At 62.5% G+C, this 26,124-nt stretch carries 23 protein-coding genes; 9 read left to right on the forward strand and 14 right to left on the reverse strand.

The features are described from left to right. Positions 1-8 precede the first annotated feature (8 nt). A complete protein-coding gene (locus tag ACESMW_RS06920) occupies positions 9-638 on the reverse strand; it encodes a metallophosphatase domain-containing protein (protein ID WP_372986326.1) in 630 nt (209 codons plus the stop codon). A 94-nt stretch (positions 639-732) separates the two neighbouring features. On the opposite strand from ACESMW_RS06920, the gene ACESMW_RS06925 reads away from it, so the two are divergent. Genes ACESMW_RS06925 through ACESMW_RS06935 form a run of 3 tightly spaced genes read left to right on the forward strand, consistent with a single transcriptional unit; the run spans position 733 to position 3,554 of the window. Next, positions 733-1,617 carry a hypothetical protein gene (locus ACESMW_RS06925; RefSeq protein ID WP_372986327.1) on the forward strand — a complete coding sequence of 295 codons (885 nt, stop codon included), beginning with the start codon at positions 733-735 and terminating at the stop codon, positions 1,615-1,617. Then, positions 1,610-2,755, forward strand: coding sequence for a mechanosensitive ion channel family protein (locus tag ACESMW_RS06930; RefSeq protein WP_372986328.1), 1,146 nt, complete (start codon positions 1,610-1,612; stop codon positions 2,753-2,755). Before ACESMW_RS06925 ends, ACESMW_RS06930 begins: the two co-directional genes overlap by 8 nt. Before the next feature lie 46 nt (positions 2,756-2,801). Next, positions 2,802-3,554, forward strand: coding sequence for a putative 4-mercaptohistidine N1-methyltransferase (locus ACESMW_RS06935; protein WP_372986329.1), 753 nt, complete (start codon positions 2,802-2,804; stop codon positions 3,552-3,554). 3 nt (positions 3,555-3,557) lie between these two features. Here the strand turns inward: ACESMW_RS06935 and ACESMW_RS06940 are convergent, their stop codons facing one another. Further along, positions 3,558-4,334, reverse strand: a complete 777-nt coding sequence (locus ACESMW_RS06940; protein WP_372986330.1) for a GntR family transcriptional regulator — start codon at positions 4,332-4,334, stop codon at positions 3,558-3,560. Positions 4,335-4,563: 229 nt separating this feature from the next. Between ACESMW_RS06940 and ACESMW_RS06945 the strand changes: the two genes are divergently transcribed. Genes ACESMW_RS06945 through ACESMW_RS06960 form a run of 4 tightly spaced genes read left to right on the forward strand, consistent with a single transcriptional unit; the run spans position 4,564 to position 9,235 of the window. Next, the gene (locus ACESMW_RS06945; RefSeq protein ID WP_372986331.1) at positions 4,564-6,252 is read left to right on the forward strand and encodes an L-lactate permease; all 1,689 of its coding nucleotides are present in this window, start codon (positions 4,564-4,566) and stop codon (positions 6,250-6,252) included. A gap of 40 nt (positions 6,253-6,292) precedes the next feature. After that, the gene (locus ACESMW_RS06950; RefSeq protein WP_372986332.1) at positions 6,293-7,120 is read left to right on the forward strand and encodes a (Fe-S)-binding protein; all 828 of its coding nucleotides are present in this window, start codon (positions 6,293-6,295) and stop codon (positions 7,118-7,120) included. Then, positions 7,117-8,562 (forward strand): LutB/LldF family L-lactate oxidation iron-sulfur protein, encoded by a 1,446-nt coding sequence (locus ACESMW_RS06955; RefSeq protein WP_372986333.1) that lies wholly within the window; start codon positions 7,117-7,119, stop codon positions 8,560-8,562. Before ACESMW_RS06950 ends, ACESMW_RS06955 begins: the two co-directional genes overlap by 4 nt. Before the next feature lies 1 nt (position 8,563). After that, complete coding sequence (locus ACESMW_RS06960; protein WP_372986334.1) at positions 8,564-9,235, forward strand: lactate utilization protein C; 672 nt, start codon at positions 8,564-8,566, stop codon at positions 9,233-9,235. Between the two features lie 11 nt (positions 9,236-9,246). Here the strand turns inward: ACESMW_RS06960 and nfsA are convergent, their stop codons facing one another. After that, the gene (nfsA, locus tag ACESMW_RS06965; RefSeq protein WP_372986335.1) at positions 9,247-9,984 is read right to left on the reverse strand and encodes an oxygen-insensitive NADPH nitroreductase; all 738 of its coding nucleotides are present in this window, start codon (positions 9,982-9,984) and stop codon (positions 9,247-9,249) included. A 111-nt stretch (positions 9,985-10,095) separates the two neighbouring features. On the opposite strand from nfsA, the gene ACESMW_RS06970 reads away from it, so the two are divergent. Next, complete coding sequence (locus tag ACESMW_RS06970) at positions 10,096-11,280, forward strand: MFS transporter (protein ID WP_372986336.1); 1,185 nt, start codon at positions 10,096-10,098, stop codon at positions 11,278-11,280. Between the two features lie 48 nt (positions 11,281-11,328). Continuing rightward, complete coding sequence (locus ACESMW_RS06975) at positions 11,329-12,294, forward strand: ketopantoate reductase family protein (RefSeq protein WP_372986337.1); 966 nt, start codon at positions 11,329-11,331, stop codon at positions 12,292-12,294. Here the strand turns inward: ACESMW_RS06975 and ACESMW_RS06980 are convergent. The 11 genes from ACESMW_RS06980 to ACESMW_RS07030 form a co-directional block, all read right to left on the reverse strand. Next, positions 12,279-12,611 (reverse strand): hypothetical protein, encoded by a 333-nt coding sequence (locus ACESMW_RS06980; protein WP_343814057.1) that lies wholly within the window; start codon positions 12,609-12,611, stop codon positions 12,279-12,281. The genes ACESMW_RS06975 and ACESMW_RS06980 overlap by 16 nt on opposite strands. A 142-nt stretch (positions 12,612-12,753) precedes the next feature. Beyond that, entirely contained in the window at positions 12,754-14,142 is a 1,389-nt protein-coding gene (locus ACESMW_RS06985; RefSeq protein ID WP_372986338.1) for a phosphomannomutase, read from the reverse strand. 60 nt (positions 14,143-14,202) lie between these two features. Then, positions 14,203-15,681 carry a mannose-1-phosphate guanylyltransferase/mannose-6-phosphate isomerase gene (locus tag ACESMW_RS06990; RefSeq protein WP_372986339.1) on the reverse strand — a complete coding sequence of 493 codons (1,479 nt, stop codon included), beginning with the start codon at positions 15,679-15,681 and terminating at the stop codon, positions 14,203-14,205. Positions 15,682-15,758: 77 nt separating this feature from the next. After that, entirely contained in the window at positions 15,759-16,955 is a 1,197-nt protein-coding gene (locus ACESMW_RS06995) for an alginate lyase family protein (RefSeq protein WP_372986340.1), read from the reverse strand. A 33-nt stretch (positions 16,956-16,988) separates the two neighbouring features. Then, on the reverse strand, positions 16,989-18,458 hold the full coding sequence (locus tag ACESMW_RS07000; protein ID WP_372986341.1) for an alginate O-acetyltransferase AlgX-related protein: 1,470 nt from the start codon (positions 18,456-18,458) through the stop codon (positions 16,989-16,991). A 26-nt stretch (positions 18,459-18,484) separates the two neighbouring features. After that, a complete protein-coding gene (locus ACESMW_RS07005) occupies positions 18,485-19,132 on the reverse strand; it encodes an alginate O-acetyltransferase AlgF (RefSeq protein ID WP_372986342.1) in 648 nt (215 codons plus the stop codon). A gap of 1 nt (position 19,133) precedes the next feature. Continuing rightward, complete coding sequence (locus ACESMW_RS07010; protein ID WP_372986343.1) at positions 19,134-20,291, reverse strand: alginate O-acetyltransferase; 1,158 nt, start codon at positions 20,289-20,291, stop codon at positions 19,134-19,136. Positions 20,292-20,300: 9 nt separating this feature from the next. Next, entirely contained in the window at positions 20,301-21,719 is a 1,419-nt protein-coding gene (locus ACESMW_RS07015; RefSeq protein ID WP_372986344.1) for an MBOAT family O-acyltransferase, read from the reverse strand. Positions 21,720-21,721: 2 nt separating this feature from the next. Next, complete coding sequence (locus tag ACESMW_RS07020; RefSeq protein WP_372986345.1) at positions 21,722-23,299, reverse strand: right-handed parallel beta-helix repeat-containing protein; 1,578 nt, start codon at positions 23,297-23,299, stop codon at positions 21,722-21,724. 10 nt (positions 23,300-23,309) lie between these two features. Then, positions 23,310-24,734, reverse strand: coding sequence for an alginate export family protein (locus tag ACESMW_RS07025; RefSeq protein WP_372986346.1), 1,425 nt, complete (start codon positions 24,732-24,734; stop codon positions 23,310-23,312). Positions 24,735-24,739: 5 nt separating this feature from the next. Beyond that, on the reverse strand, positions 24,740-26,110 hold the full coding sequence (locus tag ACESMW_RS07030; protein ID WP_372986347.1) for a tetratricopeptide repeat protein: 1,371 nt from the start codon (positions 26,108-26,110) through the stop codon (positions 24,740-24,742). Between the last annotated feature and the right edge of the window lie 14 nt (positions 26,111-26,124).

The following is a 26,124-nucleotide window of genomic DNA, read 5'->3' on the forward strand; positions in this document are numbered from 1 at the left end:
GGTGCTCCTCAAAGGTCGAGAACGACAGGCAGGTTTAACGGCTTGTAGCTACCGGTGCAGGTGCTGGCGTTCACGTGCAGGCAATTACCGACCTGTTTCTGGCCATAGCTTTCATGGATGTGCCCGAAAATGTGGAGCCGGGGCGGCCGGGATTCAAGCACCCGGGCCAGTTCTTCGCAACCGACAGAGATGTCGCCGGTGCCACTGGGCACGGTGTCCAGGATGCCGGCGGCTGGCCCATGGGTGATCAGTACATCCAGGTTGTCGGGAATTCGCTCCCAGCATTCGGCCAGTTCCGGTCCCCGTTCCAGGTTGAATGCCCAGTTGAAGAATACCGGAGTCCAGGGGCTGCCCCAGAACTTCAGTCCTTCCAGCTCCAGGCCGCTGTCCTGCAGGTAATGGGCATGGGTCAGCAGAACGCGGGACTCTTCCGGTTCGTCCTGGAAACACCAGTCATGATTGCCGGCAATCAGGATCTTGTGCCGGTGGGGCAGGCTGCCGAACCAGTCGTTCAGGTCCTCAAGATCATCCAGCGTGCCCTGGCCCAGACAGTCGCCGGCGTGGATCAACAGGTCGCCGTCGGGCACTTTTACCTGGCGATGCATGCCGTGGGTGTCGGAAATACAGACAATTTTCATGGTGGTCTCCCATTAGCGGCCTGTCGGGGCGCATTGGACAACAATCTACGATAGCATTTTCCTCTGCCCAAACCCCATTGATCCAGGAGTGCGCGTGCGACTGATCCTGAGCCGGAAAGGCTTTGATTCCTCTGCCGGGGGCTGTCCCAGCCCGGTGTTGCCCGATGGTTCCCTCTGTGTCCTGCCGATTCCCGATCCGCTGTCGCAAATCCGTTATGACGACGTGTCTTTCGGGCCGCGCCGTCTGGGAAAGATTGCCCGGGACCTTTCCGGTGGACGGGTGCGGGGTGGTTCCGGGGCGCACCTGGATCCGGATCTGGTGGCCGGAGCCCTTCCGCGACAGCCAGGCTGGCGGCCCCTGCTTGGCCAGACGGGTTCGGCCCAGGGGCATCTGGGCAATCAGGGTGTGGGTGAGGGCGATCTGTTTCTGTTCTTTGGCGTATTCCGGAGGGCTGAGATGGTGCGCCGGCGGTGGCGCTTTGTACCCGGAACCCGGCCCTTCCATGCCATCTGGGGCTGGTTGCACGTGGGCCAGACGCTGACTGTGGACGACCTGGCGCCGGAGGCCTTGCCCTGGGCCAGGTACCACCCGCACTTTTACCGCGGACCGGATCCGGGCAATACCCTGTACCTGGCGTCGGACGGCTGGCGATTGCCGGAACATGGCTCCCTGGTGCAGGGAAGTGGCGTGTTCCCGCGGCTTGAGGAGCAGTTGTTGCTGACTGACCCACAGGCCCGGCTGGCCACGCGATGGCGCCTGCCCGGGGAATTTTTTCCTGTCGGGGGCAAACCGGCGCTAAGCTATCATTCAAACCCGGATCGCTGGCGCCGGGATCCACCCTGGTGTTATTTGACCAGTGCAGCGCGGGGGCAGGAGTTCGTGCTGGACCTGGATGCCTACCCCGAAGTGGTGCCGTGGCTGGCCCGGTTGATCGGAACAGGCGCCGGAACTGATAACAAGGAAGCGGGCAATGGCTGAGACTTTTATCGGGGCTGTGGTCGAGCAGCTCAAGAAAAACCTCGGGGATACCGTCAATGCGCTTGGTGGCGGGGAGCTGGACTGGGGAGCATTTGCGATCCATGCCTTCAGCCAGTTGCTGATATCGGTGTTCTATGTCGCCCTGTTCGTTGGCGCGTACCTGATTGTGATCGGCCTGGTCCGGCTGGTGGTTGGCAAGCGCCGGGCTGCCCATCCGTTGTTCGGTCATGTGCGTATCGGCGTGCGGTACCTCATGGGCCTAGGCGCGTTACTGGTGATTCTGGCCCAGTTCGGAGCGGGGGCCGCGTTCCTGGCGGCGATGGCAAAGGCCGGGTTGATGGCGCTCGGCTTCTTCGTGGCCTGGCTGGTCCTTGGTCGGCTGATCCGTGAGACGATGACCCGCTACCGGATGGATCCCTCGATCCGGCAGCTGGTAGAAAACCTGTTCTCGGTGCTGGCGGTCACTTTCGCGGTGGTCACGGTCGTTGCCCTGTTCGGGTTCGACGTGGTCTCGATCGTGGCCGGGCTGGGTATCGTCGGTATCGCGGTGGGTTTTGCCGCCCAGTCCACGCTTTCCAACTTTATCGCCGGTATCACCCTGCTGATCGAGCGGCCTTTTCGCATCGGGGACTGGGTGACGATCAACGGCCAGGATGGCAAGGTGGTGAAGATCGCTCTGCGCACCACCTGGCTGCGGACCCGGGATAACATCTTCACCATGATTCCCAACGACAGCGTGGCGTCCTCCGATATCATCAATTACAGCGCCGAGGGCGCGACACGACTGAACATTCCGGTGGGCATCGCCTACAAAGAGTCGGCAAAAGCGGCCCGGGAAGTCATCATGCCGGTCTTGCACGCCCACCCGGAAGCATTGCAGTCGGCGGGCATGGAGCCCAGGGTGCTGATGGAGAGTCTGGGGGATTCCTCGGTCAATCTGAAAGCGCAGGTGTGGATCACGCCCGACAACCTGGATGTGCAGCCGAGGATCATGGCCGAGATCCTCGAACAGATCAAAGAGACGCTGGATGCCGCCGGTATCGAGATACCTTTCCCGCATCTGCAATTGTTTATCGACGACGCCAAGGGGCTGAAACCGGTGGTGGAGCCCCTTTACCCGAAACTGGCGGGCGACTGATTCGTTGTCTTCACGGCAGGATCGGCCCTGGAACGAGGATATGCACGTGAACGAGCCCAGCGGCTATTACGAGAGCGACACCACACTGGCGCAGTACCTGGAGTTCCACTTTGGTGAATCCTGGCACGGCGAGCCGAACTTCCCCCAGGAGCTGGCGCGGCTGTGTTTCGACGCGATGAACGGTCGGGATCACGGCAAGGCGCTGGATCTGGGCTGTGCCTGCGGCCGGGCCACCTTTGAGCTGGCCACCCGCTTTGACCACGTCGATGGTGTCGACTTTTCAGAAAACTTCGTCAGATCAGCGGCGGACATGGCGAAGCAGAAGCAGGTGCGCTATGCCCGGCCGGAAGAGGGCGAACTGGTGAGTTACCAGGAGCGGACCCTGGCGTCCCTGGGGCTTGAGGATACGGTTGGCAGGGTGGCGTTCCATCAGGGGGATGCCTGTGATCTCAGCCCACGGTTCACCGGCTACGACCTGGTGCTGGCGGCCAACCTGATCGATCGCCTGTACCAGCCGTCAAAGTTCCTCACCACGATCCACGAGCGCATCACCGAGAACGGCCTGCTGGTCATTGCCTCCCCGTACACCTGGCTGGAGGAATACACGCCCCGGGAGGCCTGGATCGGTGGCTTCCGCAAGGACGGCGAGGACTACACCACCTTTGACGGCCTGCAGGATATGCTGGCGCCCCATTTCCGGTTGCTGGTGGATCCCCACAGTGTGCCGTTCGTCATCCGGGAGACCCGGAACAAGTTCCAGCACAGTTTCTCGGAAGTGACGGTCTGGGAGAAACTCTGAACGTCAGGTTCGGGTCAGGCTGTCCCGGCGAATGGCCCGCTCCAGGCGCCGGTGGTTTTCGGTGCGCTCGGAAAGCACCTGCTGCACGTATTGTATGTGGGTGCCGGCAATCTCCCGGGCGTCATCCGCCCGCCCTTCCATGATGGCGCTGAACAGCAGCCGGTGCTGCTGCTTCAGGCCTTCCCGGGTTTCCGCTTCTCTCGCGTACATGCCGCCGATGTTGGTTACCACGCTGCTCTTGAGCATGTTGAACAGGGTGCGGATGGTGTGCAGCAGAATGACGTTGTGACTGGCTTCGGCGATGGCCAGGTGGAAGCGGGCGTCGGCCGCGCCTTCGGCTTCCACATCCCGCTCGGAATCTTTCTCGTAGCAAGCCTGGAGTTCGTCGTAGGCGGCCTGGAGATGTTCCCTGTCCACTTCGGTAGCTCGCAGGGCTGCGTAATAGGCGCAGTCCGCCTCCAGGGTACGGCGGAATTCCAGCAGGTCGCGCTGGGCCTCGGGGCGGTCTTCCAGCAGCGAGATCAGCGGGTCACTGAAACTGGAGCCGAGATTTTCGGTGACAAAATTGCCGCCGCCCTGACGGCTGGTCAGCAGCCCTTTGGCGGCCAGTTTCTGCACCGCTTCCCGAAGCGACGGGCGTGACACCCCGAACTGCTCGGCCAGCACCCGTTCCGGCGGCAGCCGCTCGCCCGGCTGCAGGGTTCCTTCCAGAATCATGGTTTCCAGCTGCTCGACGATGGTGTCGGCCAGGCGCCGGGGGGCAATGTGTCCGATGGCCATTGGGTGCACTACCTGAGGATTTCGATGAATTTCAGATTGGTCTTACCAAAACAGCATACCCCGATTACCGGTTGATTTGACAGCAATCACCAAACGCAATTGGACCAATGTCGAGGGTGGTCGTTTTGACAGCACTCTGCCCCTTCCCCTAACGTAAGCGCCTGCCTATTGTAAATTGGTAATACCAATTATCCGATAAAGATTCCAAAAACAAGATTTGGAGATTTGTATGTCGTCCGGATTGCTCGCCCTCTTGGCGTTTACGCCCATCCTCCTGGCCGGGATTCTTCTGCTCGGCCTGCGCTGGCCGGCTCGCCGTGCCATGCCGCTGGTGTTCCTGGTAACAGCGCTGATTGCCTACTCCGGCTGGGACATGAGTTTCAACCGCATTCTCGCGTCTTCGCTGCAGGGGCTGGTGATCACCCTTGGCCTGCTGTGGATCATCTTCGGCGCCATCCTGCTGCTGAACACCCTGAAACATTCCGGGGCCATCACTGCCATCCGAGCAGGCTTCACCAACATCAGCCCGGACCGTCGCGTGCAGGCGATCATCATTGTCTGGCTGTTCGGCTCGTTCATTGAGGGCGCGTCCGGCTTCGGCACCCCGGCGGCTATCGCCGCGCCTTTGCTGGTGGCCGTCGGCTTCCCGGCCATGGCGGCGGTCATGCTGGGCATGATGGTGCAGAGTACACCGGTGTCCTTCGGGGCGGTTGGTACACCGATCATTGTTGGTGTGACCACCGGCCTGGACCGCAACACCATCAGCGGTCGGCTGGAGCAACTGGGTTCCAACTGGGATCAGTACCTGCAATTGATCACCTCCGAGGTGGCGATTACCCACACCATCGTGGGCGTGCTCATGCCGCTGTTCATGGTCATGATGATGACTCGCTTCTTCGGCAAGAACAAAAGCTGGCGCGAAGGCCTTGAGGTGCTGCCCTTTGCCCTGTTTGCCGGCATTTCCTTTGTCGTGCCTTATGCCCTGACCGGCGTGATACTCGGCCCCGAGTTCCCGTCGTTGCTGGGTGGCCTGATCGGTCTGGCCATTGTCACCACGGCCGCCCGCAAGGGCTTCCTGCTGCCGAAAACCGCCTGGGATTTTGCGCCCCGTGACCAGTGGCCGTCCGAGTGGTTCGGTCGTATCGAGATGAAGCTGGAAGATCTCGCCGCCAAGCCCATGAGTGGCTTCCGTGCCTGGCTGCCCTACGTGCTGGTGGGCGTGGTGCTGGTGATCAGCCGGGTGATCCCGGAGGTCAAGGCGGCGTTCACCTCCGTTGGCGTGGGTTTCTCCAACATCCTGGGCGAGACGGGCATCAACGCCGGCGTGCAGCCGCTGTACTTGCCCGGCGGTATCCTGGTGATGGTGGTGATTGCCACCTTCTTTATCCATCGCATGCAGGTGCGGGAACTGACCGCCGCCGTGAAGGAATCCGGCAGCGTGCTGCTGAGCGCCGGTTTCGTGCTGCTGTTCACCGTGCCCATGGTGCGGATCCTGATCAACTCCGGCGTCAACCTGTCTGACCTGCCGAGCATGCCCATTGCCATGGCGACCTGGGTGGCCGATACCGTCGGCGGCATCTATCCGCTGCTGGCGCCTGCCGTTGGTGCCATGGGCGCGTTCCTCGCCGGCTCCAATACCGTCTCCAACATGATGTTCAGCCAGTTCCAGTTCGGCGTTGCCGAGAGCCTGGGGCTGTCCACCGCCCTGATCGTGGCAGTGCAGGCGGTGGGCGCGGCTGCCGGCAACATGGTGGCAATCCACAACGTGGTGGCCGCATCTGCCACGGTCGGCCTGCTTGGCCGTGAGGGCCAGACCCTGCGCAAGACCGTCTGGCCGACCCTGTACTACCTGTTGATGACCGGCCTGATTGCCCTGATCGCTGCCTACGGGCTAGGCATCGTGGATCCGTTGGTCTGACTGTAAGCGCGCGAGCGCCGTTTCCGTGAAGGAGCCGATCATGAACGAACTGTTTTACGACGCTGCCCCGAATGCCACCCGGGTTGCCCCGGAGCGACCCGGACCGCGGCAGTATCCGGCCAAGCCCCGGGAAGTGATCCTGTTCGGGACCTGCGTGGTGGATCTGTTCTTTCCGGAAGCGGGGCTCGATGCCATTCGTCTGCTTGAGCGCGAGGGCATCCGGGTGCACTTCCCGGAAGGCCAAAGCTGCTGTGGTCAACCGGCCTGGACCTCAGGCTACGCTGCCGAGGCCCGTGAGGTGGCCCGGGCGCAGCTGGCCATTCTTGATGCTGGAATGCCGGTGGTGGTGCCCTCAGGGTCCTGTGCCGGCATGTTCCGCCAGCATTACCGGGAACTGTTCGCCGAAGAGCCCGACACCCTCAAGCGGGTGGAGTCGCTGGCCGAGTGCACCTTCGAGCTGACCGAGTTCCTGCTCAATGTCTGCCAGGTTGAGTGGCAGGATCTGGGTGAACCCACCCGGATCGCCCTGCATACCTCCTGTTCCGCCCGCCGTGAGATGAACACCCACCTCCATGCCCGGGAACTGCTGGGCAAGCTGTCCAACGTGGAGCGGGTGGACCATGACCACGAGAGTGAATGCTGTGGCTTTGGCGGTACCTTCTCGGTAAGGATGCCGGAAGTCTCCGGCGCCATGGTAACGGACAAGACCCAATCCCTGATGGCCTCCGGCGCCGAGGAAATGGTTACCGCCGACGGGGGCTGCCTGATGAACATCAATGGCTCTCTCGACAAACAGCAGCAGACGTTCCGGGGCAGGCACCTGGCCAGTTTCCTCTGGGAACGGGTGAGCGGGGAGGGCCGGGCATGAGCCAGCGGATTCCTGTTACCGAACTGACCAGTGGTTTCCGGGACCGGGCGGAAGTCGCGTTGGCGGACGGCCAGCTGCGGACCAACTTCCGCACCGCCATGGATTCGCTGATGAAAAAGCGGGCCGATGCCTTCCCCGATGAGGAGGAGCGCGAGGGCCTGCGGGAGCTGGGCAACCGGATCAAGGCCCGGGCCCTGTCCCGGCTGCCGGACCTGCTCGAGCAGCTGGAAACGAAGCTGACCGACAACGGCGTGAAGGTGCACTGGGCGGAAACCACCGAACAGGCCAACGAGATTGTCCATGGCATTATCCAGGCCCGCCAGGGTTCGCAGGTGGTGAAGGGCAAGTCCATGGTCAGCGAGGAAATGGGGATGAACGACTACCTCGCCGAGCGCGGGGTAGAGTGCCTGGAGTCGGACATGGGCGAGTACATCGTCCAACTCGACGGTGAGAAACCCTCCCACATCATCATGCCGGCGATCCACAAGAACCGGCACCAGGTGGCCCGTCTGTTCCACGACAAGCTGGGCGTGGAGGAAACCGACGACGTCAACGAGCTGATCCAGATCGGCCGCCGGACCCTGCGCCGCAAGTTCATGGAGGCGGATGTCGGGGTTTCCGGCGTGAACTTCGCGATCGCCGAGACCGGCACCCTGCTGCTGGTGGAGAATGAGGGCAACGGCCGGATGAGCACCACGGCACCCCCGGTCCACATCGCCGTGACCGGTATCGAGAAGGTGGTGGAGAACCTGCGGGACGTGGTGCCGCTGCTGTCCCTGCTGACCCGTTCCGCCCTGGGTCAGCCGATCACCACCTACGTGAACATGATCTCCGGCCCGCGCAAGGCCGACGAGCTGGACGGGCCGGAGGAAGTGCATCTGGTGTTGCTGGATAACGGCCGCAGCGGCGCCTTCGCCGATGCCCAGATGCGCCAGACCCTCAACTGCATTCGCTGCGGCGCCTGCATGAACCATTGCCCGGTATACACCCGGGTGGGTGGCCACACCTATGGTGAGGTCTACCCCGGTCCGATCGGCAAGATCGTGACGCCGCACATGGTCGGTTTGCACCAGGTACCGGACCATCCCAGTGCGTCTTCACTCTGCGGCGCCTGTGGCGAGGTGTGCCCGGTAAAGATCCCGATCCCGGAGCTGCTCCAGCGCTTGCGCCAGGAAAATGTGAAAAGCCCGGCGGAAGGGCCGAAGGTGAAAGATGGGGGTGCCAAGTATTCCCGGAAGGAACGTCTGGTCTGGCGGTTCTGGCGGACCCTCAATGCCAGCCCGGGCCTGTACCGGCTGTTTCTGTGGAGCGCCACCCGGTTCCGCAAACTGACACCGAAAAACGTCGGTCCCTGGACCGAAAACCACACCGCGCCGGTTCCGGCGAAACGTTCCCTGCACGACCTGGCCCGGGAGCATCTGGCCCGTAACGGAGGGCAGTAACATGAGCGCCCGCAGCAATATCCTCAACAAGCTTCGAACCGGCCTGGCCGGCTCCATTCCTCGCCCGGACGACTTCGACGAGCGTCTGGTGACCGAGCCCTGGCAGTACGCGCCGGAGGACCGGGTCACCCGGCTGCGCAACCTGATGGAAGCGGTGCACACCGAGATCCATCAGGTCAGCAGTGACAACTGGCCGGAAAAAGTGGCCGCGATACTGGCCGAGCGGGACCTCGGCAATCTGCTCCATGCCCCGGCAACCGCCCATGGCCAGCAACTCGCGGAGTACTGGCAGCGGTCAGGCCCGTCCGTGCAACTGCTGGCGTATGACCGGCCGGTAGAAGAATGGAAAGAGGAACTGTTCTGGCAGGTCGACGCGAGCATTACCGGTACCGTTGGTGCCATTGCCGCCACCGGCTCGCTGGTGCTCTGGCCGGACCGGCACGAGCCGAGGCTGATGAGCCTGCTGCCGCCGCTGCACATCGCCCTGCTCAAGGCCAGCGAGATCGAGGACAACCTCTATGCCATGATGCAGCGCCAGAACTGGTCGGCGGGTTTGCCCACCAATCTGTTGCTGGTGTCCGGCCCGTCCAAGACCGCTGATATCGAGCAGGTCCTGGCCTACGGCGCCCATGGGCCGAAGGAGCTGGTGGTCCTCATCCTTGAGGACGCCTGAGCCAGTCGGGGTTATTTGACCCCGAACCCGCGCTTGTTGAGGAATTCCTTCATGTGCGGGCGCAGCTTGGTGGTGAACAGCGGCTTCAGCTCCTTCGACCAGTTGGAATCCTTGTTGCCACCGGTGCGGTCCAGGTAGTACTGGTGCATGGTGTCGTCGAATGCGGCGACCTGCTCCTCGTCCTTGCTGTCGTCGTAATAGTCTTCCTTGAGGATGGTCTCCAGCGGCAGCCGGGGCTTCACTTCCGGATCCTGGTCCGGGTAGCCGAGGCTCATGCCGAATACCGGGTAGACATGCTCCGGCAGCTTCAGAATCTCGGCCACCTGGGCCGGATCATTCCGAATCCCGCCCACGTAACACAGCCCCAGGCCCTCGGATTCGGCGGCAACTGCCACGTTCTGGGCCATCAGGGCGGCATCCACACTGGCCACCACCAGTTGCTCGGTCATACCCCGGACCACGTCGGCGCCCGCTCGCTCCGCGGCCTCGGTGGAGCGTTTCATGTCGGCGCAGAACACCAGGAAATCCGAAGCTTCCACCACATGGGCCTGGCCACCGGCCAGCTCGGAAATCTTCCGGCGGTTCTCCGGATTGACCACGTGAATGATGGAATACGCCTGCACATGATTTGAGGTGGCGGCGCACTGGCCGGCGCGAACCAGCTCTTCCAGCCGTTCATGGGGGATCTTCTGATCCTTGAACTTGCGGATGGAGCGGTGGGATTTCAGGAGTTCAATGGTCGGATTCATGGGTTCTCTCTGGTACATGGCTTTCAGGTAGCATACGAAACAAGTCACAATAATCGGTTCAATGCCCGCAAGGCAAACCACCGACAAACCCTTTCCCTGGAGATTACGCTGTTGTCTGCTGACGAGACCAAACGAAACTTCGTGTCCGTCTGCGTATCGCTGACGTTCTGTTTCGTTGTCTACTCGATGTTGCTGGTGACGGTTCCGGTCTATGGCCTGGAGTTGGGTGCCAGCCCGCTGATGCTGGGCGTGGTGCTGAGTTCCCAGTACCTGCTCCCGTTTCTGCTGGCCATTCCCCTGGGCGGTGTGGTCACCCGGCATGGGGGACGGGTGACTCTGGTGGCGGGGGCGCTGGTCATGGTGGTGGGGCTGGTGCTGATGCAAGTGGTGCCGGGTTTCTATGGCCTGATTGCCGGCCAGCTGTTGGTCGGGCTGGCCCATCTGCAGATGGTGCTCTCGGCGCAGACCGTGATCTCGTCACTGGCGACGGGGCCCAGGTTGGAAGGTTATTTCGGGTGGTATGCGACCTGGCTGTCCGGCGGTCAGGTGATTGGGCCGCTGATTGCCGGCGGCTGGATCGAAGTGACAGGAGGCGTTGGCAACCTTTTCCTGGTGATGGCCGCAATCGCCCTGACAGGTGGAATCACCGGCCTGCTTCTGACCGGCGAGGCGAACCGGGGCGAGTGGGTAGCCCGGTCGCAGACCGGATTCCGGGCCCAGGCTCGGCTGATGCGGGAGAATACTGGCGTGCAGGTTTCCGTGCTGATCACCGTCGCCGGCATGTTCGCGCTGGGCGTCTACGGTAGTTACCTCCCGGTGTACCTCGACAGCCTGGAAATGAGCGCCGCGGTAATCGGGGTGCTGGTCAGCCTGCGGGCGGGCGTTTCCATGGTCGCCCGCCCATTCATCCCGAGAATCATTGCCAGCGTGGGCGGCCGGGAAAACGCCACCTACCTGTCCCTCGGTACGCTCTCACTCGGCCTGGGGTGCCTCGGGTTTGCCGGTAATGCGCCCCTCGTGGCGATTATGTCCGTCCTGGTGGGGCTGGGCGCCGGCCTGTGCCAACCCTTGTCGATGGTGGTGCTGGCGGAAAATGTCGAGAAAACCCAGCGGGCCGGCGCGCTCGGTATGCGGCTGATGGCCAACCGGGCGATTCATTTCCTGGCGCCGTTACTGTTCGGTGCGGTTCTGGAAGCGGGCGGTTTTGGCGTGTCGTTTGCGCTGTCAGGGATTGTGGTGGCGGTGGTGGCCGGGGTGCTGTACCGATTCGGGATGTCTCGGTCGGATTTACGGTAGTTGTGAATGTAGTAAAGTGACGGCCATTCAACAGCAGGATCTCATACCATGTCCCTGAAAGTTTTGATGATCGGTGCCGGCGGGATCGGCGCCTATTACGCGGCCCGGCTTGCCAGGGCGGGCCACCCGGTAGTGCTCACCGCCCGGGGCGAACACCTGAAAGCGCTGCAAAGCGCGGGGCTTCGGGTCGATTACGAGGGCGAGAGGCTCGACTGCCAGTTGCCGGCGGTGGATCACGCAGCACTGGTTCGGGATTATCAGCCGGATAACTTTGATCTGGTTGCGGTTGCGTTGAAGTCCACTGCGACCGGACCGGTGATGGAGGAGCTTGGTGACTGGCTGCGGGCCGGGTCCGTTCCGGTACTGTCACTGCAAAATGGTGTGGACAATGAACCGTTGATTGCCGATGTGGTCGGGGAGAGCCGCGTGCTGGGTGGCCTGGCCGTGCGCATTGGGGGACATATCATCGAGCCCGGCAAGGTCTTTGCCGAGGGCGTGGCCCAGATCGTGATGGGGGCCTGGCCGAAAGTAAACGAACCGGATGATGCCCGGTTGCCTCTGCTCGACCGCCTCGAGCGCGCCTTCAACGAAGCCGGTATTCCCACCACCGTTACCGACAGTATCCGCTACGAACTCTGGCGAAAGCTGGTCATCAACAACGGGGTTAATCCACTCTCGGCGCTGACCGCCCTGGATACCCGCAGCCTCACTCACCATGCCGAGTTCAGCAAGATTGTCTACGGCATGATGGCGGAGACGGTGGAGGCTTCAAAGGCGGATGGGGTAAACCTCGGCCGGAAGGATCTGGAAGAGATGTTTGACCTGATCAGCAACTTCAACGCCATCAAGACGTCCATGCTGGTGGACAAGGAAAAGGGCCGGCCGCTGGAGCTGGACAGCATCGCCGGGGCCGTGCTCCGGCGATGCGAACGTCTGGGCATTCCGGCTCCCTACACCCAGACCGTCAACGCCTTGCTGCAATTCCAGGAGAGTGGGGATCACTCGGTACCGTAACGGTCCTCGGACCAGGCCATCAGACTGCGCTTCTGCAGTTGCGTCAGCAGGCTGTTGATGCCGGCGAGCATCAGGAACACGAAAATGCCGAAAGGCACCACGGCGTGAATCTCGGGGTTTGGTGCCGCGGTAGCGGGCACCAGGATCAGGCCGATGCCGTTACGCAGCAGCCGGACACCGAGGATGCTGTAATGAAATCCCGGCTGAAGGGTGTTGGCCGGTCCCGTCAGAGTGCGTCCCAGCACGGGTAACAGGTGTACTGTGTTCAGAAGCAGAACGATAAAGATAAGTGTCTGGGCTACTTGTAAAATTGTCATGGTACTGGGCGGAAAAGTAAAAACAGCGGGTTAAAAAACGGATTGTGATTATCCCCGATTGGCGCTTTTTTATCCAGTGTCTGACGCATCGGGCGGGGAGGGTAACCTGGCACCCCGTTGGTGAGGGCCAGGTTATCCAGTCTCAGAGGGCGACGCTGAGTTGGGGATCGCGAAGGCTCTGGCCATCAAGTTCCTCGATATCATCGAGCAGGGAGCGGGTAAACGATTTCATCAGTTCGATATCACCCCGGCTCTCCAGGTTCAGCCGGATTACCGGTTCGGTGTTGGACATGCGCAGGTTGAAGCGCCAGCGCTGGAACTCCATGCTCAGGCCATCGGTGTGCGTTACCGACAGGGCCTCCTCCAGATACCGGCGCTCGATGCCTTGAAGAATGCGCTCCGGGTCTTTCACCGTCCGGTTGATTTCACCGCTGGCGGGGAAGGCCTCAATTCTGGCGTCGATCAATGACGACAGCGACACCCCCGACTGGCACAGCCGCTCGGCCACCAACAGCCAGGGGATCATGCCACTGTCGCAATAAGCGAAGTCCCGAAAATAATGATGGGCGCTCATCTCGCCACCGTAGATGGCGTCCTCGTCCCGCATGCGCTGCTTGATGAACGCATGGCCGGTCTTGCTTTCAATGGGCTCGCCGCCCGCATCCTTTACCAGCTCGCGGGTATTCCAGGTCAGGCGGGGGTCATGGATTACCTTGCCACCGCCGGTCTTGCGCAGGAACTGGTCTGCGAGCAGTCCGACGATGTAATAGCCCTCGATGAACCGGCCTTTCTCGTCAAAGAAGAAACAGCGGTCAAAGTCTCCGTCCCAGGCGATGCCCATGGCGGCATTGCTGGCAGTGACCGCCATGGACGTAGGCGTCCGGTTTTCCGGAAGCAGCGGGTTGGGAACGCCGTTGGGAAAGTTGCCGTCGGGTGCGTGGTGAACACGATGAAACTCGAACGGCAGATACGGTTCGAGGGCATCGATCACCTCGCCGGCACCGCCGTTGCCAGGATTCACCACGATGCTCAGGGGTGTCAGGGTATCCCGGTCGATGTAGCCCAGTAGGTGCTCGATATAGGGCTTCATGGCATCGATGTGAAAAAACTCGCCTGGCTGGCGGGCATTGCCCAGGGGTTCCCGGCAACCCTCCCGGATGGCGAGCAGGCCGTTGGTGGAACTGATCGGGCGGGCGTCCGGGCCGACCATCTTCATGCCGTTGTAGTCTCTGGGGTTGTGGCTGGCGGTTACCATGATGCCGCCATCCATGCCGAAATGGCTGGTTGCGAAATACACCTGCTCGGTGCCGCACTGGCCGATATCGAACACATTGGCACCGGCCGTGCGTAGTCCTTCGCTGAGTGCTGCCGCAATCTCGGGGCTGGACAGCCGGATATCGTAGCCGACGATCACCTTGCGGGCGCCGGTGACCTCCACATAGGACCGGCCGATGCGCTCGGCCAGTTCGGGATTGAGTTGGTCCGGTACCTTGCCCCGGATGTCATAGGCTTTAAAGCAGTCAAGATCCATGGTCAGTCTCCTCTGAATCGCTGGGAAACAGGCCCGTGCCCCGGAGGCCGGGCCCTGGTTTCAGGCCCGGGTCATCATCACCGGGATGGCTTCTTCTTCCACTTCGCCGTAGCCGGACTCCGTTTCCTGGGGCGTGCGGCCGTACTGGTCATCCAGTCGCTCGATGTCGTCCTCGCCGAGGTAGGCGCCGGACTGGACCTCGATCAGTTCCAGGGGAATCTTGCCGGGATTGAACAGGCGATGGACTGAACCGATAGGGATGAAGGTGGACTCGTTCTCCGAGAGCAGGAAAGTTTCCTCATCCCGGGTCACTTCGGCGGTGCCACGCACGATGATCCAGTGTTCGGCCCGGTGGTGGTGCTTCTGCAGCGAGAGCTTCTCGCCGGGTTTGACGGTGATCCGTTTGACCTGGAACCGGTTTCCGTTGTCGATGCTGTCGTAGCTGCCCCAGGGCCGGAACACTTCCCGGTGCACTTCGGTTTCCGGCCTGGCCTGTGACTTGAGCTCGTTGACGACGTACTTGACGTCCTGGACGCAATCCCGGCGGGCCACCATCAGCGCGTCCTTGGTATCGACGACAACCAGATCCTCCACGCCGACCATGGCCACGAGTTTGTCCGGTGCATGGACCAGGCAGCCGGAGGTCTCCCTCAGGCAGGCGTCGCTGTATATCGCATTGCGCCGCTCATCCTTGTTGCTGATGTCCCAGATGGAAGACCAGGCGCCGACATCGTTCCAGCCGGCATCCAGGGGCACCAGCGTGGCGCGGGTGGTTTTCTCCATCACCGCATAGTCGATGGAGTCCTCGGGGCAGTGCGCGAAGATTTCGGCCGGAATCCGCTTGAAGCCCATGTCCTGCTCCAGGGAGCGGGCGGCGAGCATGACGGTGTCATAGACATCGCGGCTGTGTTTTTTCAGCTCTGCGAGATAGACGTCGGCCCGGAACATGAACATGCCGCTGTTCCAGTAGTAGCCACCTTCCTCGAGCAGTGCCAACGCTGTGGCCGAATCCGGCTTCTCGATAAACCGCCGGACCGGGCGCGGCTCGTTGGGTTCAAGCTCCGGATTGCCGGCGGCGACATAGCCGTAACCGGTCTCCGGCCGGTCCGGGGTAATGCCGAACAGGACCAGGTTACCGTCCCTGGCAACCTTTATCCCTTCTGCGATGGCCTTGTGGAAGGGCTCGGTCTGATCAATGGCATGGTCCGCCGGCAGCACCAGCATGATGGCCCTGGGGTCCTGCCGGGCCAACTCGATGGCGGCCAGAGCCACGGCGGGTGCGGTGTTGCGCCCGAACGGTTCCAGCAGGATGGATTGTGGTGCTTTGCCAATGGCGCTGAGCTGTTCCTGAACCAGGAACCGGTGGTCCTCGTTGGCCACAATTACGGGTGCCTCAACCTCCGTTTCGGGCAGGCGGGCCAGAGTCTGCTGGAACATGCTTTGTTCGTTCAGCAGGGGAAGAAACTGCTTGGGGTAGGCACGGCGCGATAATGGCCAAAGCCGGGAGCCTGTGCCACCTGAGAGTATCACTGGAATCATAGTCCTGCTCCTTTCCTTGCTTCTTGAGGGCCCGGTGTCAGATCCGGGCGGTTTTCTGACCTCGGCAGTGCCGTTGGTCAGCCGTTGGTTGTGTGTCCGTTGATGCGCAGGTCCGTCGGGGGGAAGGGATCCGTCCCGCCGGGCCAGAGCGGCTCGATGCCATACAGAAACTCGATGTCGCCACCGAGGCGGGTGCTCTTCATCGGGCCATACTCCTCCAGGAAGGAGGCCATGCCCGGCAGGCCACTCCAGGTTTCGGTCCAGGGGCGCATCCAGGCCAGGCCCCAGCCGGTATAGAGCCCCTTGGTGATCTGCTCGTGGCCATTGATGGCGGCTATCCGGTCGGGCTCTTCCAGGCCATCCACCACGTTCTGGGCCAGCTTGACGAACCGCTCCCGGTTACCGTCGTAGGCCGGTGTGTCATTCACCTTGGCAAACACGGCAAGGAGCGTCAGTGGCTGCATGGCGTAGTTCAGGTACTCCAGGGCGCGGTCCTCGCGGCTGAGCTCCTTGGGCAGGTAGCCGTCGGAGGTGATCTGGCCCATGGCCTCGTCAAACTTGGAAAGGGACCAGGACCAGTCCTCACAGTCACCGGTCGCCACGGACGCGGACATGACCGCCCAGGCGGCCCAGTAGTCGTGATTGTTCACCTTCCTGGGCTCGCGATCGGTGTAGTACTCGCGCACGCCACCGACCACCCGGGAGAGCCAGTCCTCGATGCGGTCCATCCGCTCCGGTTCCAGGGCGGTTTCGCTGGAGGACAGCTTCACCCGCAGGTAGGCGTTGGCCGATGCCGCCAGTGCCCATTTGCGCACCGCCTGGCCAACATGATTGATGTTCTCCGGCAACAGGGCGTCGGCGCTGGCCCACTGTTCCAGGTTGTCCAGCACGCAGTCCCGGGCGGCGGGGCCGTCCCCATCCACCTGGTAGTCGTCGGCCGCGGCAATGACCGCTTTCTCGAAACCGCGGATGTTTTCCGATGCCTTCAGGTATTCCTGGTAGGCGGCCTCGTTGAGTTCGTTGCGGGCGCCGTCGCTGCCCTCGTACTTGCTGGTGAAGTCCATGTCACCGGTGTGCGGTGGCACCATCTCACAGTCGTAGTTGCCGGCATCCTCCCGGGCCTCGGGGATCTGGTAGTAGCCGAGCGGCGCCCTCAGGCCCTCGGTCGGGCATTCTGCGGCGTTGAGAACGGGCGTGGCGGCCAGGCTCAGCGCCGTGGCTGGGAGCAGGGCGCGCCAGGCTCCCGGTATTCGTCTCGGATCTTCCGTGCTCATAAGGCAACTCTCCTTTCAGAGTTGATGAATTGCTCAGATGTCCTGACGGCGGCAGACTTTGGCCGTGACCGTCAGGCCTTCGGTGACCTGTTCCGGTTCCAGCGCCAGGTCGAGGGACATGAACAGCTCGTCGTTCCAGCTCTCGCCGGTGGGCAGCTCGAACATGAAGCGTCCGGAGGTCTCGACCCGGGAGCCGTACTCGAGATCGATCCGGTCCTTCCGGCCGAAGACGAACCAGATGAACGCATCCAGTTCCTTCACGCCCGGATCGCTGAACTGGAGCTCGATCAGGTACTCATTACTCGGCAATTCCAGGAATTCACCACCACCGTTGAACAGCACTTCCGTGGTGCCGGCAGAGACCTTGGCGGTGTTCTGAAGCACCGGCTCACTGCCGTTGCAGCCGTCGGTCACCATCGGGACGACCTGGCGGTAGAACTCCACGCTGTCCAGGGTGTGATAGGCCGGCACTTCCCAGATCAGGATCTTTGGCGGCGACTGCCGGAAGTTGTCGGACATCAGGTATTCGAAGACGGAGCCGTTGTAGCTGCCCCCGGCGACGGCGAAGTTGAGAATCTCCACGCCGAGAAACTCCTGCAGGTAGCCGACAAAGTTGTAGTCCTGGGCGCCCTTGCTGTTGCTGGTGCCCATCAGGGTGATGGGAGGCAGCGAGTCATCACCGAACAGGGCGCTGGCCTCGGACGATTCCAGGGTGCCGGCGGCCTGGGTGCGGAAATCGTCCACATACTGGGTGGGCCAGGTCTGGCCGCAGATCCTGCGGGCGGCATCCTGCAGCGAGCCGTCCTTGCGGATCAGGCCGGTGCGCCGGGTCTCGAAGTTCTGTTTGGGCAGGGACTGGTAGGCCGGCATCTGCTTGATCCGGTCGGCCACCAGCTGCGCCGTGCGTTTGGCGCCAAAGGGGGTCCAGTGGTGGTCACGCTTGAAGTAGTAGGCGTCCTCCCGTTCCTGCTCTCTGAGCAGTGGGCTGAGGTCAGGCACGACCAGCCCGGCTGAGCGGAAACGTTCCAGCGCAGCGACATAATTGGTCCGGGCAAAGGGCCAGGAGTAGGACACCGGCAGGTACTCCGGTAGCTTGTCCGGATGTACCAGGCCCTTGGTTGGCTGGAATGCCAGGACCAGTTCCGTGCCGGTGGTCTGTTTCAGGTGCCGGGCAAACCGCCTGAGATGGGGAAGGCCCTCGGCGCTGGGACCGAATTGCTCGGGCAGTTCGGCTTCTGACCGGAACAGCCAGCCGTCCTTGCCATCGACGAGAACATTGAAGTTCTTCAGATAACTGGTGTCATAGGACTCGATCCGGGAAGCTGCCGGGCAGAGGTCGCAGCAGGGCTCGACCTCGTACTCCGGGAACTCCACCGCCGATGCGTCCGGCAGGCCGAGCGCAACCCCGGCCAGAGCCGCCGCCAGAAACCGCCCCGGCCACGGGGCGAGGCGGAGTGCACGCTTGCTGATGCGGTGCATGAATACCGTCTCCAGTTGTTTCACGGAATATCTCTTTGCCCTGTCACGGCTCAAATCGAGGTGTCCACCTTGTTCTCGCTCACGATCAGCCGTGGTGAGCCTTCCACCTCGAGGATGAAGAAGCTGAAGACTTTGCCGCGCTGAAGGTTGACCGGCGGAGTCGTGGCCAGCGCCTGGCCGTCGTCGAAGGCGCCCAGTGATACCTTGACCGCATTGATCTCGCGGTTGGCCACGTCCATGGAATCCAGGCCCTTGATGACGTCGACCTTCCCGTCGGCGGTCTTCAGTGAAATGGGCGCGTCAGGCGTCAGGTTGTAGAAGGAAATCAATGCCTTGCGAGGATTGTTGAAAGCTTCGTCCTCGAGGATCATCACCTCTCCGGAATCCATCACCACGGCGGTGTAGAACTGGTTCTTTTCCATGCTTACCTGTGCCGAGCGGCCGGCGACCGATAGCTGATAACCACCCTCCGGCAGGTAGATGTAGGGGCTCGCCTGCAGGGGCTCGATGTCCTTGAGGGATTTGCCGCCAATGGAGGCTTCGGGCACCGTGCCTTTTATGTCGGCGTTGACGACCCGGATGAACGCGGCACCATCCGGTGCTTCGGCGGCATACAGGGCGTCCTCGCCCGCCTGGGCGGCCAGAGGGGTGAGCAGAAATACCAGTAGCAGAGTCAGGGCCTTGAGTGATGAATGCATGTCAGTGCTCCTCGGGGTTTGATGGGTTGTGGTTGATGGCAGTTGCCAGTTGCTGATTGGCTTGGCCGAACCAGGCCACGGCCTGTTCGGATTCGATGGGCTGGGCCAGGTATCGCTCCGGGAACTCCCAGAGCACCAGGCTCGGCCGGTTGGTCCGGAACTCCTCGGACTGGAGGTATTCCGTCATGGGTTCGAACGGGCCTTGTCCCTCTTCGGCCAGGTTGATCAGGTCCTTTCCCAGGTAGCGGCGCAGGGCGCCCGGAAAGTCCCACAGGGGATTGGCGCTGTAGCTGGTGCCGACCAGCACCAGGTCGGTCTGCTGTTCCGAAAACAGCAGGTCAGTGGCGCTCTCTTCGCTTTTGGCCTTCACCGTTTCGCGCGTGTTGAAACGGTCCGGGCGGGGAGCCAGGTGCTCGAACAGCGGGTCCAGGGGCAGGTAGTTGAGCAGGTCGCCCTCATGCCGGATCGGTTCGCCCAGCGTGGTCACAAACGTCTGCTCTCCCCATGGCTGCTCGTCCAGGCTATGGCGGATGAAGCCCGAGGCATGGCGCGCGAAGACATCCGCGCCTGCAGGCGACCAATGGGTGTCGGTCCGGAGAAAGACCTGCGTTCCTTCCACCTGCGCCCGCTGCAGTTCGTCCAGCAGATCCGGCCCGGTGATGCCTTCCGATTCCAGGCGCTTAAGGAACCGGGGGTACAGCGCCTGCATTTCGGGGGCGGGGCGGGTATCGCCGAGTTTTTCGGTATAGACGCGGGCTTTGCTGGGTACCACCAGCACCACCAGGGGAATGTCCCGGGCGCGCAGGAACCGGTTGACCTCGACCACCCGTTGGAGGTTGGTGTCGATCAGTTCGGGATTGTCGGTGGCCGGGAACAGTTCCTCATCGGTGAACAGCCAGTTCTCACGCCCGATGGTTACGCCGGGACGCCCCTCGTCGAACACCAGGTAATTGATCGCGGCCCAGATGTTGGTCCCGAGGTCGCGGACCGGAAACCTTTCGTCATAGTGGTTCTCCAGGTGCCGGGCCAGCTCGCCGCTAATGGGATCGAGCTTTTCGGCTCCCCCGTAATTGGCGAGCGAGCGCAGGGACAGGCCGCCCAGGGTCAGGACGGTGACGATGAAGAGTCCGGCGGTCAGTTTTTTCGAAGTCCTGGTCATGGCATCACCTCAGAACTGGAAGTAGAGGAACGGCGAGAAGCTTTCCGCGGAGAGCTTGAGCACCGCCATCAGGAACACGGGAAGCAGCAGGGTAGGCAGCACCACCCGCAGCGGCGTGGCACGGACCCCGTCGAGGCTCCAGGAGAAACGATCCCTCATACCCATGACCACAACGATCAGGTAGGCCAGTACCAGGATCGCCAAGTTGAGGCCGCGGATGTCCTTCAGGTAGGCGCCGCTCAGCTCAAAGCCGGAGAAACTGAACATGGCGCTGTAGAACTCGAACGCCGATCCGATGGTCGAGGCCCGGAAGGTCACCCAGCCGACCATCACGAACAGGAAGGTCATGAGCCAGCGGCTGATCCGGAAACTCCGGGGTGCACCGGACACACCCAGGGCCCGCTCGATCGCCAGCAACCCGCCGTGCCAGGCGCCCCAGAGCAGGAACGTCCAGTTGGCGCCGTGCCAGAGACCACCGAGCAGCATGGTCAGCAGCAGGTTGCGATAGGTGCTGACAACGCCGCCCCGGTTACCCCCGAGCGGAATGTACAGGTAGTCACGCAGCCAGCTGGACAGGCTGATGTGCCAGCGCCGCCAGAACTCGGTGATGCTCTGGCTGATGTAGGGCTGGTTGAAGTTCTCGACAAAACGGAAGCCCATCATCAGGCCCAGCCCGATGGCCATGTCCGAGTAGCCGGAAAAGTCGAAGTACAGCTGGGCGGTGTAGGCCAGGATGCCCAGCCAGGCGTCCGCCGTGCTCGGATCGGACAGGGCAAAGGCGCTGTCCGCCAGCGGCGCGATTGAGTCGGCGATGAACACCTTCTTACTGAAACCCTGCATGAAGCGGATGGCGCCTTCGCCGAACTTCTCCAGGGTATGGGTGCGGTAGGCGAACTGGTCCGCCAGGTCCTTGTAGCGCAGGACCGGACCGGCAATCAGTTGCGGGAACAGGGCGATGAACGCGGCGAAGTCGACAAAGCGCCGGGTCGGCTCGGTGTCGCCACGGTAGACATCCACCACATAGGAAATGGCCTGGAAGATGTAGAAGGAGATGCCGATGGGCAGGATGATGTGGGCCAGTTCCAGCGGCTGATAGCCCAGGGACACGAACAGGCTGTTCAGGCTGTCCACGCCGAAATTGGCGTACTTGAAATAGCCCAGAGTGGCCAGATCCCCGGTGATACCCACGGCGACCCATTTCCGGGCCCTGGCCGTGCCGATGCCGCTGCGGTGGATGCCGAGGCCGATCACATAGTTCCACAGTGTGACCGCGACAAACAGCAGCAGGAAATCCACCCGCCACCAGGCGTAGAAGGCGTAACTGCCCAGCAGGATGACCCAGGACCGGTGCCGGAACGGCGTCAGGTAATACAGGCCCAGGAACGCCGGCAGGAACAGGAACAGGAAGATATTGGATGAGAAAACCATGGTCAGCCTCCGGCGTTACCGTTGTTGGAAACGGAGTTCGGCGTCAGACGTACGGCATGGCGCCCGTTCAGGAGGGCATCGAAGATCTCGGTCTGATAGGTGCCCAGCAGGCCCTCGAAGTGGATGCCCACGTCCGAGCGCGGAAAGCGCATGTTGACGTCATAGAGTTCTAGGTACTGCGGGTTGTCCGAGGCCAGGGGACCGCTGGCGTTGGCGGCCAGGTTGCCGCCAACGATGGTCATCGACACGGCCTGGTGGTAGAAGTCCTCCTCGAAGTTCCGGTCGGTGGCGCTCAGGTCCTTGACCTGACCGAGCACGCCGTAGGTGCCGTTGAGGGCGGCGACGTTGTTGTAGACCCGGACATTGGTGCTGTTGCGCACGCGGATGCCATTGCGCAGATTGTTCATCAACCGGTTTTCCCACAGCAGGTTGTCCGGTGACTCGTACAGGCCGATACCGTCGCCCTGGTTGTCATGAACCAGGTTCCTGGCGACCACGTTACGGCGACTTTGCCGGTCCAGCACGATGCCCGACAGGCCGTTCTCGTAGCTGTGGTTATTGATGATCCAGCTGTCGTTTACCTCCCGGGAGATGATGATGCCGTGCTTCTCCCTGGTGCCGTAGACCTCGTTGCCGGCGATCAGCAGATGGCTGGAGTAGTCGTGCGGGTCGATGCCGTAAACGATATTGTCGTGGTAGACATTGTTCACGATGGCCACGTTCTCGGCTTCGTAGCAGTAAAAGCCGTAATAGATGTCGGAGAAGGTGGACTCGACCAGCCAGGCTTCCGGCGCCGACCGTTGCAGACGTTTGTTGTCGTACTCCGAGTACTGGGCGACGGTGAAGCCGTAAGACTTACTCTGGTTGTAACCGAGATGCTGGAAGGTGGAGCCGAGTACAAAGGTCTCGCTGCCGCCCCAGCTGACGAAGAACGGTCGGAACTCGGACTTCCTGATGAAGGTGGCTGGCCCGTTCCCCTTCTCCCGCCAGCCGGTGATGGTGCTGTCGATCACGAACAGCCAGCCGTCATTGGCCATGAAGGCACCCCGTTCCTCGGACAGGCGCAGGGTCTCCTCCCGGATCACCAGGGTCGCTTCCGGCTGCACCACCAGGGGTAGACGTACCGTGTAGGAGCCGTCGTCGTTGCGCTCCATGTAACGGGGATTGCCGACCTGCTCGTACACGTCATCGAGCGTTGCCCGGCCGGCATCCACCAGGATCGCCTTGGGGTGGGAATACTGGCGGATTACCCATTCCCGGGCCCGGCCCTGATCGACGAAGTCCCCCAGGGCGGGAATATCACCGATGCGCTGTACGGATACCCGTGGAGCACCCTCCGGCCGTTGAGCCAGCTGCTGCTCCACCGCATCGCGGCTGTATTGCGATACGTCCGGCAGTTCCGGAAGCTCGGTGGCCACCTCCTCGCCCGGTACTACCTGCAGCCGATAGTCCTCCAGCTCGTACTGGGGCGCGGATTCCGATGGCTCCAGCCGGGTTTCCAGATTCGCCGCAGCCGCCACGGGTATCAGCAGGACGCAGGTATAAAGAGGCAGCAGGCGCGACAGTTGATGGTGTTTCATGGCCGTTTCCCTAGAATCGCTTCGCTACGTCGAGCACGACACGATGACGGGCGTCGTCCGCGTCCGGACCATAGGCGTCGCCCGGGAAGAAAACGCCGCCGCGCAGTCGCACGTCAAAGGTGTTCCAGGCAGCGCCGTCATCACCGTAGTAACCCAGTACCAGATCGACGGACTCGCCCAGGTCGTCACTGGTGCCGGTGAATCCCGGCTCGATCAGGTCGGAGGTCACGGTGCCGGCCTGGTCTGCCAGCCAGTAGCGGTGGTAGATGAGGTTGGCTGCCCAGTCGTCCCGGTTGGTGAGGGCGGTGTAGGCCGTGATGGTCTTCAGGTTGCTCCACTCGGGCTGGAAGGCCTCCCCGAACCGGGCGACCTGGGATCGGGTACCGGTGTACCGGGACCGGTTGCTTTCCAGACCGGTCTGGCGGAAGGCGTCGGATTCGTCGGCGTTGTCACCGCCGGAGGCGATGGCACCGTGGACGCCCGCGGTCCAGCGTGGGCTGTCCACAAGCTGGGCACGCAGGCCGATATCGGCAGCCCAGCCGCTGACATCCTGCTCCTGGCGGGACAGCAATCCGGTCTCGGTGGTAGTCAGGCGGGACTGGGCACCGGTCACGGCGGCGACTGACGCCAGGTACTGGAGCCGGCTGTGGGAGTGCCAGTCGAAGTAGGCGTTATCCGCCCGGGCACTGGCCCAGGTCAGTGAGTCGGTCACCCGCCCGGGCAAGCCATTGTCGGTCTCGGCTGCCAGGTCGCGATCATTGCTGTAGCGCTCGGCATGGGTCACAAGGAACGTGAGGTAGTGACCCTTGTGCCATTGCCACCGGGTCTGACCAAAGGCCCGGGCAATGTCCTGTTCCTCGACCGGCAGCTCGCTGACATCCGTGCGTGCCTCGGAAACCTTGTTGGCAATACCTGCGGTGGCGTCCAGCAGCGTGGTATCGAAAATCCAGCGGGTCAGGGTGATGTCATCGTCCCACCACATACCGGTGTCCTCCTTCAGTCGCTCACGACCGAAGCGGATGGATTCCCCGGGGTAGTCGGTAAGGCCGTTGTAGTCGAACCAGAATTCCCTGAGCGCAAAGAAGGCGTCGGTTTCGGTGCCGCCGATTTCATCACTGACGTCCACCTTGCCGGTGGCCCCGAACGCCTGCAGGCGGAGCTTGGAGCGCCAGTGCTGTGACAGCTGCCAGACCCACTCGGGCTTGAGGTCCAATGCCACTTCGTCCGACTTGGTGCTGGAGCCGGGCGTGGTGCCGAGCCTGCGGTCGCCTTCGCTGATCAGGCTGAGCTTGGCCCGGGTGTTGTAATCCAGAAGCCTCGGATAGGACACGTCGGTTTCGCTGTCCCGGGTTTCCTGTGCCCAGCTGGCTGTTGTGCCCAGGCAGCCGAGTACCATCATCAGTCCGGCCATTCCGGTGGTTCCGTTCGTTGCCATGTGGGTTAGCCCCCCTGACGTTGTCTGTTTGTTTGGTCTGAAGCGCCGGTCCCCTGGCGGCGTGCTGCCAGCTCCCGGTTCGCCAGTGTTTCAGCCGCCTGCTCCAGGGCCCTGGGCATCTGGGGCACCATTTCCACCAGAAGCTCTCTTGCCCGTGGCAAACCGGCATCGGTGGCGAGCAGGGCAAAGGACCAGGCGTACAGCCTGTTCACTTCGATGCCCTTGCCCTCCCAGAACATTTCGGCCAGCAGGTAATCCGCCTTGGCGTAGCCGCGCCGGGCGGCTTTGAGCAAATGGTCCCGGGCCTTTTGCGGTTCCGGCTCGCCCAGGTACCCCCGTTTGTAGATCCGGCCCAGCAGGTAGTCCGCCGAGGGGTAGCGCTCGCTTGCCTCGCGGGCGTACTCGATGGCCTTGCGGGCATCGATCGGGACAATTCGTCCCCGCTCATACAGCCGGGCGAGTGTCAGCGAGGCCTTCAGGTCCCCCTGGCTGCGGGACGTCTCCAGCAGGCGGATCACTTCTTCGGCGTCCGCCAGGTAGGTGTTGTCCATGATCAGGCGGGCCCGCCCGGTGATGGCGGGTACGTAGTCCGGAATCAGCAGCTGGTAAAGTTCGTTGGTTACAGCGACCTGCTTGGCGGGTGATTCGTCGTCGGACAGCCAGCGGGCGAACACATACAGATCGCGATCGTCGATCTTGCCCTGCTCCCAGGCCTTGCGGGCCCTGGCCACCAGTGCGTTGAAACGGTTGGTGTGTCCGTCCGCCAGGTAGACCCGGGCAAGGATCACCAGGCAGTCCGGATGGGACACCGCGATCGGCTCGCACAAGGACACGATTTCACCGGCCCGGGCCTGTAGCTGACCGTTCAGGATGTAATAGCGCGCCAGGGCAAGATCACCGGAGGGGTCGCTTTTCTGCCGTGCCCGCTGGATCCACTGCACCGGGTCGGCCTTGGGGAACTCCTGCGGGTGATCCAGGTAGAGCTCGATCAGCGGCATCAGCGCACTGTCATCGCCCGCCGCCATGGCTTTTTTCAGGTAGAACTCGCCTTTGGCTCGCTGGCTGACGCTTTTGCCCTCGCGGGCGTACAGCTTGCCCAGCCGGCTCAGGGCCCGGTCGCTGCCTTGCTCGGCCGCAGCCTGGTACCAGTGCAATGCCTTGCCGAAGGCCGCTTCGGATTCCTCGTCGGAGTACAGGTCGCCGAGCTCCACCTGGGCGTCGGCAAGCCCGAACTTTGCGAGTTTGGTCAGCTCCGCCCGGGCCGCGCCGACGTTGCCGGCGGCGGCCTCCTGCTCGGCGCGCTGCATGTCCGGGAGGCCGCTGCAACCGGCGATTCCCATCAGCAGGAGCATGGCTGTGGATGCCTTTTGGATCATGGCCTGGGCTCCAA

This window comes from Marinobacter sp., assembly GCF_041690455.1.
GTDB lineage: Bacteria > Pseudomonadota > Gammaproteobacteria > Pseudomonadales > Oleiphilaceae > Marinobacter.